Genomic DNA, 14,808 nt, shown 5'->3' on the forward strand with positions numbered 1-14,808 from the left:
AGGCTTCCGGCCTCCTCCGGGGCAGTTCTCGTGCCGTTCATCGTCACGTGCGTGCCAGGCTGCCCCAGTCCGCCGACGGGCTCTCCACATACGCGTTTGCGCTTGCGTAACCGTATGAATACTGTGCGCATTCGTGACTGCACTTCAAGACCTCAAGTACGGCCAGTGGTTCAGGGGCGCCGACGTCGACGGCGACGGGTTCATCACCCAGCGGGACGTCCGCATGATGAGCGAGCGCTACATCTCCGCCCGCGGCTCCGCACCGGACTCCACGACCGCCCACCTCACCGGTGGGATGGACAGGTTCTGGACGAACGTGATCGCTCCCATGGACCAGGACGGTGACGGAAAGGTCGATCTGCGGGAGATGACCGAAGGATTCAGGCGGGTCCTGACCGACCCCACCCTCTACCCGGAACAGATCGAGCCGATCACCGACTGCTTCTTCGACCTCGTCGATCTCGACGCAGACGGCAAGATCGACCAGGCGGAGTTCCAGCAGATGTTCGCCTCGGTCGCCGGCGTTCCCGGCGACGACTGCGCCGCCGTCTTCGCCGCCTTGGACCGGGACGGCTCCGGCGCGCTGGACCGGGCCGAATTCCACCAGGCGCTCACGGAGTTCTTCTACGGCAACGACCCGGACGCCCCTGCCAACCACCTCTTCGGCAGGATCCCCGACTGACGAGAGGGACCGCGAAACCTCCCTCCCGGCGGGCCGCCTCACGCCCTCTCGTCGGCACCCGCCCGATGTGGCTCCTCGGGCAGCGGCAGTTCGATGCGGAAGGTGCAGCCCTGGCCGGGGGCGGTGTCGAGGGTGAGCCGGCCGTCGTGGGCGGTGACGAGGGCGTGGGCGATGGCGAGGCCGAGGCCGGAGCCGCCGGTGGTGCGGGTGCGGGAGTCGTCGGTGCGGTAGAAGCGGTCGAAGACGTGGTCGCGTTCGGCGGGGGTGAGGCCGGGGCCCTGGTCGGAGACTTCGAGGACGGTCCTGTCGCCCGCGGTGCCGACGCCGATGCGGATCGGGGTACCGGGCGGGGTGTGGGTGACGGCGTTGCCGATGAGGTTGGTGACGACCTGGCGGAGGCGGGCCTCGTCGGCGACGGCGGGGGCGGTGGCGGGCTTTCCGCCGCCTGGACCCGTGAGGGCCACGGGACGGGTCGCGTCCAGGGCGCGTACGTCGTGCAGTGCGTCGGCGGCCAGCGTGCGGAGGTCCATGGGGGCGAGATCGAGATCGAGAGCGAGAGCGGGTTCGCGGTCGGAGACCGTGTCCTCGTCGAGGCGCGCCAGGAGGAACATCTCCTCCACCAGCCGGGTGAGGCGTTCGGACTCGGCGGCGATCCGGGTCATGGTCTGGTCGACGTCCTCGCGGGTCGGCAGGGCCCCCATCCGGTAGAGGTCGGTGTAGCCCTTGATGCCGACGAGCGGCGTGCGGAGTTCGTGTCCCGCGTCGGCGAAGAAGCGCCGGGTGCGCGCCTCGGCTTCCGCACGGGCCCGGAAGGCCGTGTCGATCCGGTCGAGCATCTCGTTGAGGCAGGCGGTCAGGTGGCCCACCTCGGTGTGGGGGGAGGCCAGTTCGGGGACACGGTGGGAGTAGTCGCCGGCGGTGATGGCGGTCGCCGTCTCCTCGATACGGGTCAGGGGGCGAAGCCCGGAGCGGACGGCGAACCAGCCGGCAGCAGTGAGGATCGCGAGCAGGCCGATACCCACGGTCAGGGAGAGGTTGCGGGTCTTGGTGACGGTGCGGTCGACCTCGTCGAGGGAGGTCGACACGACCACGCTGCCCCGGCCGTCCGCCCTTTCAGGTGGGAACACCTGGGCGGGCTGGGTGAGGGCGATGACCCGCCACTCGTGGTCGCCGTCCTTCGAGGGCACGGTGAAGGGCCGGCCCTCGTGGGCGACGACGGCCGCACGGTCGAGGGGCGGGAGTTCGGGACCGCCGCCCGGGGGTACGGTGCCCGATTCGAACTCCCTGGTGGTGGCGCCCTCGTCGTCCAGATACGTCACGGTGGTGTCGCCGAGGACACCGAGGGCCTGCACGCCCGGCGGGGTCCCGGTACCCGCCGGCGGGGAGAGTCGGGCGGCGATCTGCCCGGTCAGGACGAGCCGTTCGTCCACGCGGTCCTGGAGGTAGCCCTGCAGGGCCGCGGTGACGATCACGCCGGTGCTGAGAAGACCGACCGCGACCAGGGCCGTGGTCAGGCACAGCAGGCGGGTGCGGAGGGACAGCCTGCTCGGCCGCCTCCTGGACGGCCACCAGGTCGGGCGCTTCACGGCCGGGGCTCGCGGATCACGTAGCCCACGCCTCGGATGGTGTGGATCAGTTTGGGCTCGACCCGGTCGACCTTGCGGCGCAGATAGCTGATGTACGTGTCGACGATGCTGGGGTCGCCGCCGAAGTCGTACTCCCATACGGCGTTGAGAATCTGATGCTTCGTCATGGTCCGTTCGGCGTTGGCGACGAGGAAGTGCAGCAGGCGGAACTCGGTCGGCGACAGGCGCACGGCCCGTCCCGCCCGGGTGACGCGATGGCTGTCGGGTTCCAGTTCGAGGTCGCCGACGGTGATCCGGGCCGGCTGCTCGCCCTGGGTGCGGCGCAGGACGGCTTGGATGCGGGCGATCAGTTCTTCCAGGTCGAAGGGTTTGGTGACGTAGTCGTCGCCGCCGAGCCGCAGGCCGTGGAGCCGGTCCTGGCGGTCGTCGCGCGCGGTGACGAACAGGACGGGCACGTCTCCGCCGCGACCGGGCAGGGGTGAGCGGGGCTGGGCCCGCAGGCGGCGGATCACCTCGAAGCCGTCCATGTCCGGGAGCATCACGTCGAGCAGGACGAGATCGGGGGTACGGGCCGCGGCCAGGCCGAGTGCCTCCTGGCCGGTGGCGGCGGCGTCGACGTCGAAGCCGGCGTAACTCAGCGCGGTGCGCAGCAGCTCCCGGACGGTGGGCTCGTCGTCGACGACGAGCAGGTGGTGCCGGCCGGGGCGACCCACGGAGTGCGGGGTGGGTGTGGATGCCGCCATGGTGTGGATCGCCGCCTTCACGGACCGGGGACTGGGGACGGGTGGCCGAGGCTGGGCCGTCGGAGGGTTCTCAGGAGATCACAGGCGAGGTCACGACACCGTGTCCGACGGGACCCGGGTGGCGGGTCGGGTGGCGGCCGGCCGTCGGTTCGTGCTGCCGGGCCGCTGCGGGGCGATGCCCGAACGCCGGGAGCGCCGACCGTGCAGGCGGCTGCCGGCGTACGAGGCGAGGCCGGCCAGGACGAAGCTGGTCAGCGCGGAGAGTCCCATCCCTCCGTCCAGGCCCGCCGTCATGCCTCCCATCTCGTTGCCCATGAGGCTGATGCCGATCCGTACCGACCCCTGCGCGAGCGGGGGAAGCAGCAGGGCCGAGATGCCCACGGCGATGCCCGTTCGCAGGGCGATCTCCGCGTGGCGGTCGAGCAGGGCCTCGGAGTCCTCGCGCGGAGTGCGGGCCGGAGTGCGGGCGGAGGCCGCGTATCCGGCGATCACCAGGAGGAGCAGCACGAGGACCAGGGCGAGCAGCCACAGCGGCACTCCGGCGCCCGACCAGCCTCCGAGGTCGATGGACTTGTCCTTGCCCGCCGCGTCTCCCTGAGCGGCACCCATGCCGCCGAGCATGCCGAGCATCCCGCCGCCTTCGGGCTGCAGTCGTTCCATGCCCGCCTGCCAGGAGGTGCCGAGCCCGGAGGTGAGCAGGACGGCGAGCAGGTTGGGGCCGAGGAGCAGCAGCAGGCCCGCCGCCTTGGCCGCCTGGTCCCGGCCGGTCAGGGCCGCCGCCCCGGCCAGGAGCGCGACGACCAGGGTCGAGCAGCACAGGACGGCTCCGATCCCGGTCAGGGTGGAGGTGACGGCGTTCCACTTCAGGCGCAGGCGGCTGAGGGCGAGGGGGCGCGGCAGGGTCGTACGACGGGACACGAGGCAGCCGAGGGCGAGGACGGCGCAGACCCACAGCAGGCCGAAGAAAACGGTCGCCGGGGTGTCGGTCTCGAACATCACCGACGACAGACCCTTGGTGAGACCTCCGCCCCCGCCGCCGAACCGGCTGAGCGCTCCGGACGAGGCGCCCTTGCCGAAGCGCTCCGTCACGCTCTCGGGCAGCCGGGCCGTGCCCTGGGCCATGCCGGCGAGTATCGGGAGGACCACTGCCGAGGTCACGAGCGCCCCGCCGCACCGGGCCCACAGCAGCGCCGGGGCGGGCCGCCGCCGTCGCCGCAGGGGCCGGAAGAAGCCGATCGCCAGGACGGCCGTGCCGAGGAACGTCAGCATGAGTGGCGTCACCGCCGCGTTACCCGTCAAGCCGAGGCTCAGACCTCCGCCGCCGCCACCCAGGCCCCCGAGCAACCCGCCGAGCCCGCCGCCGCCGTCGGCGGACTCGGCGGAGGGTGCCGATTCCACGGTGACGCGGCCACCGACGGCCATGCTCACCATCGTCGGCACGAGGTGGGAGACGGGGGCGATCGCGCCGGCGCCGAGGACGGTCAGCGCCGCCCACGCGGCGGTGGTCATCGTCATGACGGCGGCCGCGACGGACAGGGCTCCTTCGAGGGCGTGGCGCCAGGGAGTACCGGGAGGACGGAGGGACGGCGGGGAGGAGGACATCGGGCAGGCTCCTGTGTACGGGACAACTGGGTACGAGTGAGGGGCACGGGGCGGCGGGAGGGGTCGCCGCCCCGTGGGCTTGGGCGCGGGACCGGGGCGCACGGGCCCCGGTCAGAGGCGCGGGCTCAGTTGCCGCGGCCGCTTCCTGCGGCTTCGACGACCAGGTCCCGGCCGTCGCCGGGTGCCGCTTCGGCGCCCGTACGGGTGGAGTGGATCTGGTCCCGCTCAAGCCGCTCGCCCTCGACGTCCAGGTCGGGCACGAGCCGGTCCAGCCATCGGGGCAGCCGCCACGCGCGCCGGCCGAGCAGGGCGAGGACCGCCGGGACGAGCGCCATGCGCACGATGAAGGCGTCGAACAGGACGGCGGCGGCGAGACCGAAGCCGATGGTCTTGAGCATCTGCTCGTCGCTGCCCATGAAGGAGGCGAACACCGAGATCATGATCACGGCGGCGGCGGTCACCACGCGTGCACTGTGTTCGAATCCGCTGACCACGGAGTCCTTCGGCGACTGCCCGTGGACGTACGCCTCGCGCATCCGTGTCACGAGGAACACCTCGTAGTCCATGGCGAGTCCGAAGACGACGCCGACCATGAAGATCGGCATCATCGACATCACCGGTCCCGGTACCGCGACCCCGAAGACCGAGGACAGCCAGCCCCACTGGAACACCGCGACCACCGCGCCGAGGCCGGCGAGGACGGAGAGCAGGAAGCCCAGGGCCGCCTTGAGCGGGACGAGGAGGGACCGGAAGACGGCGATGAGCAGCAGGAACGCCAGGCCGACCACGAGTCCCAGGTAGGGGAGCAGTGCGTCGGACAGCTTCTGCGAGACGTCCACGTTCATCGCCGTCGATCCGGCGACCAGCACGTGGGCGTCGCTGTCGCTCGCGAGCGCCGGGGCGCGCAGTGCGTGCACGAGATCGGCCGTCTCGGTGCTCGACGGCGCGGCCGCCGGGACGACGTTCAGGACGGCGGTGTCGCCGTTCTCGCTCAGCCTCGGCTGTCCGACGGCGGCGACGTCCTTCCTGTCGCGGATGTCCTCGGCCACGCTCTGGGCGGCGGCCTTGGCACTGCCGCCTCCCTCTGCCTGGACGACCACGGTGAGCGGGCCGTTGTAGCCGGGGCCGAAGCCGTCGGCGACCAGGTCGTACGCGCGGCGCTGCGTGGTCGAGGAGGGCTTGCTCTCGTCGCCCGGCAGCCCCATCTCCAGTGACGCCGCCGGCACGGCGATCACGCCGAGCAGGGCGATGCCGCCCAGGAGGACGGCGACCGGCCGCCGGACGACGAACCGGGCCCAGCGCACGCCCATGGCCGGCTTCGGGCTGTCGTCCTCGCGGCGGCGCCGCCTGGCGCGCGGCGGACCGATCCGGCGGCCGCAGATCCCGAGCAGCGCGGGGATCAGGGTGACGGCGATGAGCACCGCGATGACGACGGTACCGGCCGCGGCGAGACCCATCTGCGTCAGCAGCGGAATGCCGACCACCGCCAACCCGGCGAGGGCGATGACCACGGTCAGGCCCGCGAACACGACCGCTGATCCCGCGGTGCCGACCGCGTGCCCGGCCGCCTCCTCACGACTGCGGCCCCGTGCGAGTTCGGCGCGGTAGCGGGAGACCACGAACAGGGCGTAGTCGATGCCGACGGCGAGGCCGATCATGGTGGCGAGTCCGCTCGTGGTGGAGCCGAGCCCGAGCGGCTCCGCCAGCACCTTGATCGCCAGTCCGCCGATGCCCACGCCGAGGATGGCGGTGAGCAGCGGAAGCCCGGCGGCGAGCAGTGAGCCGAAGGTGATGACGAGCACCACGGCGGCCACCGCCAGGCCCAGGGCCTCGGAGGAATGGCCGCCGGCGACGGCGCTGACGGCGTTGCCGCCGACCTCGACCGTCAGCTCCTTCGAACCCGCCTTCTCGACGGTGTCCTGCAGCGCGGTGCGCGAGCTCTCCTCCAGCTTCGAGGCGGGCACCTCGTAGGAGACCTGGGCGTAGGCGGTGGACCCGTCAGCGCTCACCGACCGGGTGGCGTACGGGTCGGTGGCCCGTGTGACCTGCGGATCGCCGCCCAGTTCCCGGACCGTCTCCTGAACGGCCTTCTTCGCCTCCGGGTCGGTGATCTTTCCGTCCTCCGCCCGGAACACGACCCGGGCCGTCGCGCTGTCGGCGTTCAGCTCGGGGAAGTCCCTGTCCAGGAGGTCGTAGGCCTGCTGCGCCTCCGTACCGGGCATCGAGAAGTCGTTGGGCGGCGGGGCGGCAGCCTTGCCGGCCATCACCCCCGTTCCCACGAGCAGTACCACCCACAGCAGCGCGACCGGCCAGCGCCTCCGGAAGGAGAACCGGCCCAGCCGGGAAAGGAATGTGGCCACAGCAGACGCTCCACGTCGATCGAGGCGTATCGGAACAGGGGCTGACGCTGCCAGCCCGTCCTGATCGCCTCCGGAGAGATCCTGGGAACTTCCTGAGAGTTCCGGGCGTCACCGCGGGGGCGATGCCCGGAAATCCGGCAAAGCCGCCGTCACCGCGGCCCGATTCACAGGAAGTTCACCGGGTCGAGGCGAGGGAGGTCCCGATCCGCAGGAACACCTCGACGAGCGGGGCGACCGGCACGTCCGGGGAGATGACCTGCGAGCCGAAGTGGACGGCGACGAGGTCGAGGCCGGGTGAGACGAAGAGCCGCTGGCCGTGGATGCCACTGGCCAGGTAGGAGCCGTACGGGTCGTTCGGGATCCACCACAGGTCGTGGTACGAGAGCGTGGCCGGCGAGTCGGGCGGTGCGGCCGGGAACCTTACGCGCCGGGCATGGCCGTCCGGGACGCCACTCGTGATCGTCGTCGCCACTTCCTCGGGTACGACCTGCCGGTCGCCGACCGCACCGCCGCAGCGCAGCATCTCGCCGAGCCGGGCGACGTCGCGCAGCGTGGCACTGAAGCCGCCGCACGCCGCCTCGACGCCGTCGCCGTCGAGGATGTAGTAGGCATCCTCCTCGGCGCCGATCTTCGACCAGATCATCTCGCTCAGCAGTGCGGAGGTGGTCAGACCGGTGACCCGGCGCAGTACCTCGGCCAGCGTCTCGACGTTGCCGTTCTCGTAGCGGAACTCCGTGCCCGGCCGGCCGGTCGCGCGGGCGGTCAGGAGGTGTTCGCGGATGGTGGTGGGGCCGTTGTAGCCGAACGGTCGCAGCTGCGGGGCGATGACGGCGAAGTACCGCTGGGCCTCGATCGCCTTGTCGAAGGGCCGGCCCGCGTAGCTGACCTGGGTGCCCATGTGCAGCAGGTCCTCGATCGTGGCGTCGCCGAACGCCGTACCGGCGAGTTCGGGAATGTGGGCGGATGCCCGGGCAGACCGGTCCAGATGGCCCTGGTGCGCCAGGGTCGCCGCCATCAGGCCGATGTACGACTTGGCCGCCGAGGCGTTGAAGTGCGGGGTGTGCGCCTCGGTGCCGTGCCGGTAGGTCTCGTGGACGACGGCGCCGTGGTGCATCACGAGGAACGCGTCCGTCTGGGCCGCTGCGAACAGTTCCTCCAGCTTGAGCGTGGTGCCGCCGAGCTCGATGTCGAGCGCGTCGAGGTCGGCGGCCCTGGCAGGCAGGGGCCGTGCGGGCTCAGAGCCGCGCCACACGCGGCGGCTGGGGGTGAGCTCGCGGCCCACGGACGTGAAGCGGCGGATCCAGGCGGGGTCCGTGTAGCCGCGGGTCCACGAGAGGTCGCCGAGTCGGGTCAGGTCGGTCATGGGGTACTCCGTACCGCAGAGGTCTTGAACAAGTACGCCGTTAACGTACAACCTGTTCGACAGCAGGCAACAGACCTCGGCGTCGTTCGCCGTACGCCTGCCATGCGCGTTTCCGCGTGAACCGTCGACCGCCCCACCGGATCGGCCCGTTCGCACCGCCTCCGCGCCCTTCCCCGCCGAGCCGCAGGAGTTCCCCATGGCCGAACCGTCCCCGCCCGCACCGCCCCGCGAGACCGCCGGAGCACCACAGCATCCGGTGTTCGACCGGCGGCGAGCCTGGATGATCGCCGCGCTGATCGTGACGTTCATGCTCATCAACTACGCGGACAAGGCCGTCCTGGGACTCGCGGCCGTGCCGATCATGGACGAGCTGGGCATCAGCAACAGCTCGTACGGGTTGATCTCCAGTTCGTTCGCGCTGCTGTTCAGCCTGTCCGGGCTGATCGTCGGCTTCGTCTCCGCGAAGGTCTCCAGCAGGGTTCTGCTGTTCGCGATGGCCGCCCTGTGGGCGGTGGCCCAGCTGCCGGTGCTGCTCGTGGCGTCGGTGCCTGCCCTGATCGCGGGGCGGATCCTGCTCGGGGCCGCCGAAGGACCGGCGTCGTCGATGTCGATGCACGCCCTGTACAAGTGGTTCCCGGAGGACCGGCGCGGCCTGCCCTCGGCCCTGCAGATCAGCGGCGCCGCACTGGGCATGCTGATCGCGGCGCCGGTCCTGACATGGCTGATCACCGGATTCGGCTGGCGCTCCGCGTTCGCCGCACTCGCGGCGGCCAGCCTGGCCTGGAGCCTGGCATGGTGGCGGAACGGGCACGACGGCCCGTACGGAGCGGAGCACTCCCGAGTCGCCCGCCCGCCCGTCGGCGCCGCGCACGCGTCTCCCGTCGGACAGCGGCTGCCGTACCGGCGCCTGCTGCTGAACGGCACGGTGCTCGGGAGCATCGCCGGCGCGTTCGGCGCCTCCTGGGCGATGGCGTTGAGCCACGCCTGGCTGCCCGTCTACCTGCGTACGCAGGTAGACATGACGCCCGGAGCGGCGGCCACGCTGATCAGCGCCGTCTCCGCGTTCAGCCTCGTCCTGCTGCTCTCGGTGCCCCCGGTCCTCGATCTCCTGCACCGGCGCGGCCTCTCACGCCGGTGGTCGAGCGGCGCCCCGCAGGGCATCGCCGTCACGGTCGCGGGCCTCGCCATGGCCGCCTTCCCGTTCACGGACGGCGGGATCCGGCTGGTGCTGCTCGCCCTGGCCTTCGGCGGGCACGCCATCACGTTCCCCCTGCACTACATGACGGCCTCCGCCGTGGTGCCTCCGCAGCAGCGGGGAGCGGTCTTCGGCATCGTCGCGGCGGCAGGGACCCTGCCCGGGCTGATCGCCCCGTACCTGACCGGGCACCTCCTGGACTCCGCTGTTTCGCAGAGCGCCGGGTACACCCAGTCGTTCCTCCTGTCCGCCGCCGTCATGGCGGTCTGCGGGCTCGTGGCTCTGGTCGCCATCCGGCCGGAGCACGACGCGCGACGACTGGCTACGGCCCTGCCGGCCGGTCCCCCGCGATGAGGCCGGCGGGCGGCTCGACGGGTGAGCGGCCCGCGGCCCACCGTCCGACTCAGACCGGCTGCTCGAAGCCGCTGGCCCAGTACCGCCCGCGCAGTGCCAGGTCGAGGAGCATGCGCACGACCTCTTCGGCGGGCAGGGACGGCGATTCCTGCTCGACCCACCAGCGCAGTACGGCGATCTGCTCGCCCACCCACACCCGGGCGAGGAGATCGGAGTCGATGCGCGGCTGGACGGCATTGCGTTCCGCACGGGCACGGAACTCGTCCGCGGTCGCCTTCGCGCAGGCGTCCGTGAACATCTGCAGCGGCTTGCCGTCGCCGTCACCGCGCAGCACGATCCGGTACAGGTCGCGCTCCTCGCGCGCGTGCCGCAGCATCTCCAGGACCGGCTTGCCCGTGAAGCCGATCGCGCTGTCCGCCACGGCGGGGGCGAGCCGCTCGCCGAGCTCGTCCAGGAGATCGGCCGTCACCCGGGCGAACAGGTCCTCCTTGTCCCGGAAGTGGGCATAGAAGGTGGCGCGCGCCACGTCCGCCCGCTCGGTGATGTCCTCCACGGTCAGCGCGGTGAAGCCGCGCTCAAGGACCAGCTCGACCAGGGCGGCCCCCAGGGCGCGGCGTGACCGTCTCGTCCTTCTGTCCTCGGCCATCGGGCCCCTCCTCGTTCGTCGCTCCGCGTGCGTGCCCAGTCTAGGGACTCTTGACACCTCACACGTTACTGAACAAGCTGTACGTAATTGAGCAGACAGTTCAGTTTCTCTGCGGGGCCGGCCGCCGTGCCGCCCCAGCGCTCATTTCCCCTTCCGCTCGGAAGCAGGTCACTTGATGAACCTCGGCACCTACCTGTCGCGCAGCGCCCGCTACTGGCCCCAGGCCCCCGCCCTCGTGTGCGGCGACCGGTCATGGACCTTCTCCGAACTCGACCGCGCCACCGACCGCCTCGCCTCCGCCCTGTCCGCCCGGGGGCTGCGGCCCGGCGACGCCGTCGCGTCGCTCGCGTGGAACCGCGGCGAGCTCGTGGAGGTCGAATTCGCCCTGTACAAGGCCGGTCTGACGCGCGCTCCGATCAACGCCCGACTCGGACGCGGCGAGATCGAGCACATCCTGCGCTACGCCCCCGTCCGCGCCCTGGTCTTCGACGCGGCGCACCGCGAGGACGCGCTCGCCGCGATCGCCGCCGCGGGCACCGGCTGCCTGCCCGTCCCGCTCGACGCCCCGCACGAGGCCGCTCCGGGCGAGGTGTCCTACGACGCACTGCTCGCCGAGGGTGACGAGGCTCCGTTCCTCGTCGAGATCGACGAGTCGGAGCCGTGCGTCCTGAACTTCACCTCCGGGTCCACCGGGGCCCTGAAGGCGGCGGTCCAGACGGTCGGCAACCGTCTCGCGAACATGCGCAAGCTGCTGATGGCCGACGAGTCCCGACCCCGCCCCGGGACGCGCTACCTGGCCTGCGGCCCCATCACCCACGCCACCGGAATGGGCCTGCTGGCCGGCGTGTTCGGCGGCTCGACCACGTACGTCCTGCCCACCTGGAGCCCGCAGGGCTTCCTGGAGACCGTGGAGAAGGAACGCATCACCACCACCTTCCTGGTGCCGGCCATGGTGAACATGGTCCTCGCCCACCCCGGGGCCGCCGACCACGACCTCTCCTCCCTCGCCAGCGTGCGCGTGGGCGGAGCACCCACCTCGCCGCAACGCCTGCGCGACGCCGTCGAGTTCTTCGGACCCGTCGTCGCCCAGGGCTACGGCCTCGGTGAGACCACCAGCGTGGTCGCGGGCCTGAGTGGTGAGGAGATCGCGCACGCGGTGAAGGAGGACGCCGAACTGCTGCAGTCGTGCGGGCGGGCCACGTACGACACCGAGATACGCGTCGTCGACGAGACGGGTCGCGAGCTCGCCCCGCGCGAGGTCGGCGAGGTCATCGTGCGCGGCCCCGACTGCGTACGGGAGTACTGGAAGGAACCGGAGCTGTCGGCCGAGACCTTCCGCGACGGCTGGGTGCACACCGGCGACCTCGCCTGGATGCGGGAGGACGGCTACCTGTTCCTCGTCGACCGCAAGAAGGACATGATCATCTCGGGCGGCTTCAACATCTACTGCACCGAGGTCGAGGCCGCCCTGTACGAGCACCCGGCCGTCCAGGAGGCGTGCGTCGTCGGCGTGCCCGACGAGCAGTGGGGCGAGGCCGTCAAGGCGATCGTGGTCGCCCACCCCGACAGGATCGTCACACCCGACGAGTTGATCGCCTTCTGCGCCTCCCGCCTCGACCGCCTCAAGAAGCCCCGCTCCGTCGACTTCGTGACCGAGCTCCCCCACAACCGCAACGGCAAGCTCGACCGCAAGGCCGTGCGCGAGCCGTACTGGGCGAACACCGCCCGCCGCGTCAACTGACCCACCATCCCACGGAGTTCCCGGTGACCTTCTCCCTTCTCCCCACCTACGCCGACCCGCGCACCGCCGAGCTGGTCGAGCGCCTGCGCGACTACCTCGACGGCGAGCTCGCCGACTACGAACGCGAGCGCGGCATCACACCCGCCACCCGCCTCACCCGCACCGACCTCGAACCCGTCTGGCGCCGCAGCCGCGCACTCGGCTTCTACGGGGTCCACCTGCCCGAGGAGTACGGCGGCCAGAACCTCACCTACACCCAGCTCGCCGCCCTGAAGGAGGAGGTGGGCGCGAGCGGACGCGTCCTGTCCCACTGCGTCCTGGGCGACATGGGCGGACCGCTGCGCGCGGGCGACATCCTCCAGCACGCCACCGAGCACCAGCTGAAGACGTACCTGCTGCCACTGATCCGCGGCGAGCGGGCCTGCTGCTTCTCCCTCACCGAGACCGACGCCGGCTCCGACGTCCGCTCCATGCGCACCGTCGCCGTGCCGGACGGGGACGGCTACCGCCTCACCGGACACAAGGTGTTCTCCTCGGCCGGCCCCTTCGCCGACTTCGCGATCGTCGTCGCCCGCATGGCCGGAACCGGCGAACAGGAGGGCGACAAGCCGCTGTTCTCCGCGCTCCTCGTGGACCTCGACAGCCCCGGCTGCCGCGTCGAGGACGGGGCGACCCCGATGTCCGGCGAGCACATCGAGAGCGACATCGTCCTGGACGACTGCTACGTCCCCGCCGCCAACCTGCTGGGCGAGGAGGGCAAGGGCATGCGGATCGCGCTCGGTCGGGTGACCACCAACCGCCTCCTGCACTGCCCCACCGTGCTCGGCGCCACCCGCCGCGCCCTCAAGCTGACCCTGGACCGCACCCGGACCCGCCAGGTCGCGGGTCAGCCGCTGCTCATGCTCCAGGCCATCCAGCACAAGGTCGCCGACATGGCCACCGAGCTGTATGCCGCGCGCTCCATGACGTACAACGCGCTGGCGGCGCTGGACGAGGGCCGCGAGGTCCACGCCGAGGCGTTCATGTGCAAGCTGTTCGTCGCCGAGTCCGCCTTCCGCATCCTCGACGAGGCCGTGCAGATCCACGGCAAGGAAGGCCTCACGCAGGGCAACGAGATCGAGTACCTCTTCCGCAAGATCCGTATGTTCCGTGTCCTCACCGGCACCTCCGAGATCCAGCGGAACGGCATCGCCAAGCTCCTGGCCTTCAACCACTGATCCGCTCATCCGCCGATCCGCACCACCCGGAAGGTTTCCTCCACCATGACCGCCGCATCCCCGCCCTGGTCGGCCCTCACGGGCAAGCGCGTCCTCGACCTCTCCCGTCTCCTGCCCGGCCCGTACGCCACGTCGATGCTGGCCGACCTCGGCGCAGACGTCATCAAGGTCGAGGACCCCGCCGGCGGCGACCCACTGCGCGTCGCACCGCCCCTGTTCGAGGCGCTCAACCGCAACAAACGCTCCGTGGCACTGGACCTGCGCACCGGCGGGGGCCGGGATGCCTTCCTGCGGCTCGTCCGCACCGCCGACGCCGTGGTCGAGAGCTTCCGCCCCGGAACTCTCGACCGTCTCGGCCTCGGCTTCGACACCCTGCACGAGACGAACCCGCGGCTCGTCCTGTGCTCCCTCAGCGGCTACGGCCAGACCGGCCCGTACGCCACGAAGCCCGGCCACGAACTCAACTTCCTCGGTCTTTCCGGCTTCTTCGCCGTCCCCGGCCGCCTCGACGGCAGCATCGTCCGACCCGGCGTCCGCATCGGCGACCTGGTCGGCGCCCTGCACGCCGCCCTCGCCCTGACCGCCGCCCTGGCCGGGGACGGCGAGGGGCAGCACATCGACGTCTCCCTCACCGAGTCGATCACGGCCTGGTGCTCGCTCTTCGCCCTCCCCCTCCTCGGGTTCGACGACCCCCTGGCCGCGGGACTCGTCCAGGGCGACAACGACGTCTTCGCCACCGCCGACGGCCGCCTCCTGTCCCTGGCGACGTTCGAGGACAAGTTCTGGCACCGCGTGAGGACCGAACTCGCGGTGGACTTCCCCGAACTGGACACCCCCGCCTACGACCGCCGGACCGACCGCACGGCGGCCAAGGAGCAGGTTTACACCCTCTTGGCGAACGTCTTCGCGGCCCGTGACCACGACTGGTGGCACCAGCGCCTCACGGAGATCGACGCCCCCTGGGCTCCGGTCCTCACCCGGCCCGCCGATCTCCTGACCGACCCGCACGTCACTGCCCGCAACCTCTTCGACACACAGGAAGGAGGCACTCCCCAGGCCCGCTTCCCCGTCCTCTTCGGGGCCGGCCACACGACCTTCCGCCACCCGGCCCCCGCCCTCGGCGAGCACACCCGGGACCTCATCGGCGAACTGCCGGTGTAGGTCGGGACGTCAGCAAGAGAAGTGCGATGGATTGGCCATTTCCCGAGAGGGAGTCACGTTCAGCCGGCAGGCCAAGTACGCATTTCTCAGTCGGTGTTGAAAGTCAAGGGGCACCGTGTTCTCCTGCACGGCACGACGACCCGGCACGGCACGCTCGG

Annotated in this window: 11 protein-coding genes; 5 read left to right on the forward strand and 6 right to left on the reverse strand. The window is 71.4% G+C overall.

Annotated features, from left to right (window positions below):
* Positions 1 to 133: 133 nt before the first annotated feature.
* A complete protein-coding gene (locus ACN9MM_RS04100; RefSeq protein WP_426362327.1) occupies positions 134 to 682 on the forward strand; it encodes an EF-hand domain-containing protein in 549 nt (182 codons plus the stop codon).
* Between the two features lie 38 nt (positions 683 to 720).
* Here the strand turns inward: ACN9MM_RS04100 and ACN9MM_RS04105 are convergent, their stop codons facing one another.
* The 5 genes from ACN9MM_RS04105 to ACN9MM_RS04125 all read right to left on the reverse strand — a co-directional run bounded on the left by ACN9MM_RS04105 (position 721) and on the right by ACN9MM_RS04125 (position 8,336).
* A complete protein-coding gene (locus tag ACN9MM_RS04105) occupies positions 721 to 2,268 on the reverse strand; it encodes an ATP-binding protein (RefSeq protein ID WP_426362328.1) in 1,548 nt (515 codons plus the stop codon).
* Positions 2,265 to 3,011, reverse strand: coding sequence for a response regulator transcription factor (locus tag ACN9MM_RS04110; protein WP_426362329.1), 747 nt, complete (start codon positions 3,009 to 3,011; stop codon positions 2,265 to 2,267). Before ACN9MM_RS04110 ends, ACN9MM_RS04105 begins: the two co-directional genes overlap by 4 nt.
* 90 nt (positions 3,012 to 3,101) lie before the next feature.
* The gene (locus ACN9MM_RS04115; RefSeq protein ID WP_426362330.1) at positions 3,102 to 4,613 is read right to left on the reverse strand and encodes a streptophobe family protein; all 1,512 of its coding nucleotides are present in this window, start codon (positions 4,611 to 4,613) and stop codon (positions 3,102 to 3,104) included.
* A gap of 125 nt (positions 4,614 to 4,738) precedes the next feature.
* Positions 4,739 to 6,973, reverse strand: a complete 2,235-nt coding sequence (locus ACN9MM_RS04120; protein WP_426362331.1) for an MMPL family transporter — start codon at positions 6,971 to 6,973, stop codon at positions 4,739 to 4,741.
* Between the two features lie 175 nt (positions 6,974 to 7,148).
* Positions 7,149 to 8,336 (reverse strand): serine hydrolase domain-containing protein, encoded by a 1,188-nt coding sequence (locus ACN9MM_RS04125; protein ID WP_426362332.1) that lies wholly within the window; start codon positions 8,334 to 8,336, stop codon positions 7,149 to 7,151.
* A 196-nt stretch (positions 8,337 to 8,532) separates the two neighbouring features.
* Between ACN9MM_RS04125 and ACN9MM_RS04130 the strand changes: the two genes are divergently transcribed.
* On the forward strand, positions 8,533 to 9,885 hold the full coding sequence (locus tag ACN9MM_RS04130) for an MFS transporter (RefSeq protein WP_426362333.1): 1,353 nt from the start codon (positions 8,533 to 8,535) through the stop codon (positions 9,883 to 9,885).
* 49 nt (positions 9,886 to 9,934) lie between these two features.
* On the opposite strand, the gene ACN9MM_RS04135 is transcribed toward ACN9MM_RS04130, so the two are convergent.
* Positions 9,935 to 10,531 (reverse strand): TetR/AcrR family transcriptional regulator, encoded by a 597-nt coding sequence (locus ACN9MM_RS04135; RefSeq protein WP_426362334.1) that lies wholly within the window; start codon positions 10,529 to 10,531, stop codon positions 9,935 to 9,937.
* A gap of 175 nt (positions 10,532 to 10,706) precedes the next feature.
* On the opposite strand from ACN9MM_RS04135, the gene ACN9MM_RS04140 reads away from it, so the two are divergent.
* Genes ACN9MM_RS04140 through ACN9MM_RS04150 form a run of 3 tightly spaced genes read left to right on the forward strand, consistent with a single transcriptional unit; the run spans position 10,707 to position 14,650 of the window.
* Positions 10,707 to 12,272: a class I adenylate-forming enzyme family protein gene (locus tag ACN9MM_RS04140; RefSeq protein ID WP_426362335.1), complete on the forward strand. Its 1,566-nt coding sequence runs from the start codon at positions 10,707 to 10,709 to the stop codon at positions 12,270 to 12,272.
* 23 nt (positions 12,273 to 12,295) lie between these two features.
* Positions 12,296 to 13,489 (forward strand): acyl-CoA dehydrogenase family protein, encoded by a 1,194-nt coding sequence (locus tag ACN9MM_RS04145; RefSeq protein ID WP_426362336.1) that lies wholly within the window; start codon positions 12,296 to 12,298, stop codon positions 13,487 to 13,489.
* 45 nt (positions 13,490 to 13,534) lie between these two features.
* A complete protein-coding gene (locus ACN9MM_RS04150) occupies positions 13,535 to 14,650 on the forward strand; it encodes a CaiB/BaiF CoA transferase family protein (protein ID WP_426362337.1) in 1,116 nt (371 codons plus the stop codon).
* Positions 14,651 to 14,808 lie beyond the last annotated feature (158 nt).

This window comes from Streptomyces sp. E-08 (assembly GCF_049913095.1).
GTDB lineage: Bacteria > Actinomycetota > Actinomycetes > Streptomycetales > Streptomycetaceae > Streptomyces.

Excerpts from the sequence above, each read along its gene's own strand:
- ACN9MM_RS04115 (WP_426362330.1), bottom strand. The coding sequence starts at position 4,613 with ATGTCCTCCTCCCCGCCGTCCCTCCGTCCTCCCGGTACTCCCTGGCGC.
- ACN9MM_RS04150 (WP_426362337.1), top strand. The coding sequence starts at position 13,535 with ATGACCGCCGCATCCCCGCCCTGGTCGGCCCTCACGGGCAAGCGCGTC.
- ACN9MM_RS04110 (WP_426362329.1), bottom strand. The coding sequence starts at position 3,011 with ATGGCGGCATCCACACCCACCCCGCACTCCGTGGGTCGCCCCGGCCGG.
- ACN9MM_RS04135 (WP_426362334.1), bottom strand. The coding sequence starts at position 10,531 with ATGGCCGAGGACAGAAGGACGAGACGGTCACGCCGCGCCCTGGGGGCC.
- ACN9MM_RS04125 (WP_426362332.1), bottom strand. The coding sequence starts at position 8,336 with ATGACCGACCTGACCCGACTCGGCGACCTCTCGTGGACCCGCGGCTAC.
- ACN9MM_RS04130 (WP_426362333.1), top strand. The coding sequence starts at position 8,533 with ATGGCCGAACCGTCCCCGCCCGCACCGCCCCGCGAGACCGCCGGAGCA.
- ACN9MM_RS04140 (WP_426362335.1), top strand. The coding sequence starts at position 10,707 with ATGAACCTCGGCACCTACCTGTCGCGCAGCGCCCGCTACTGGCCCCAG.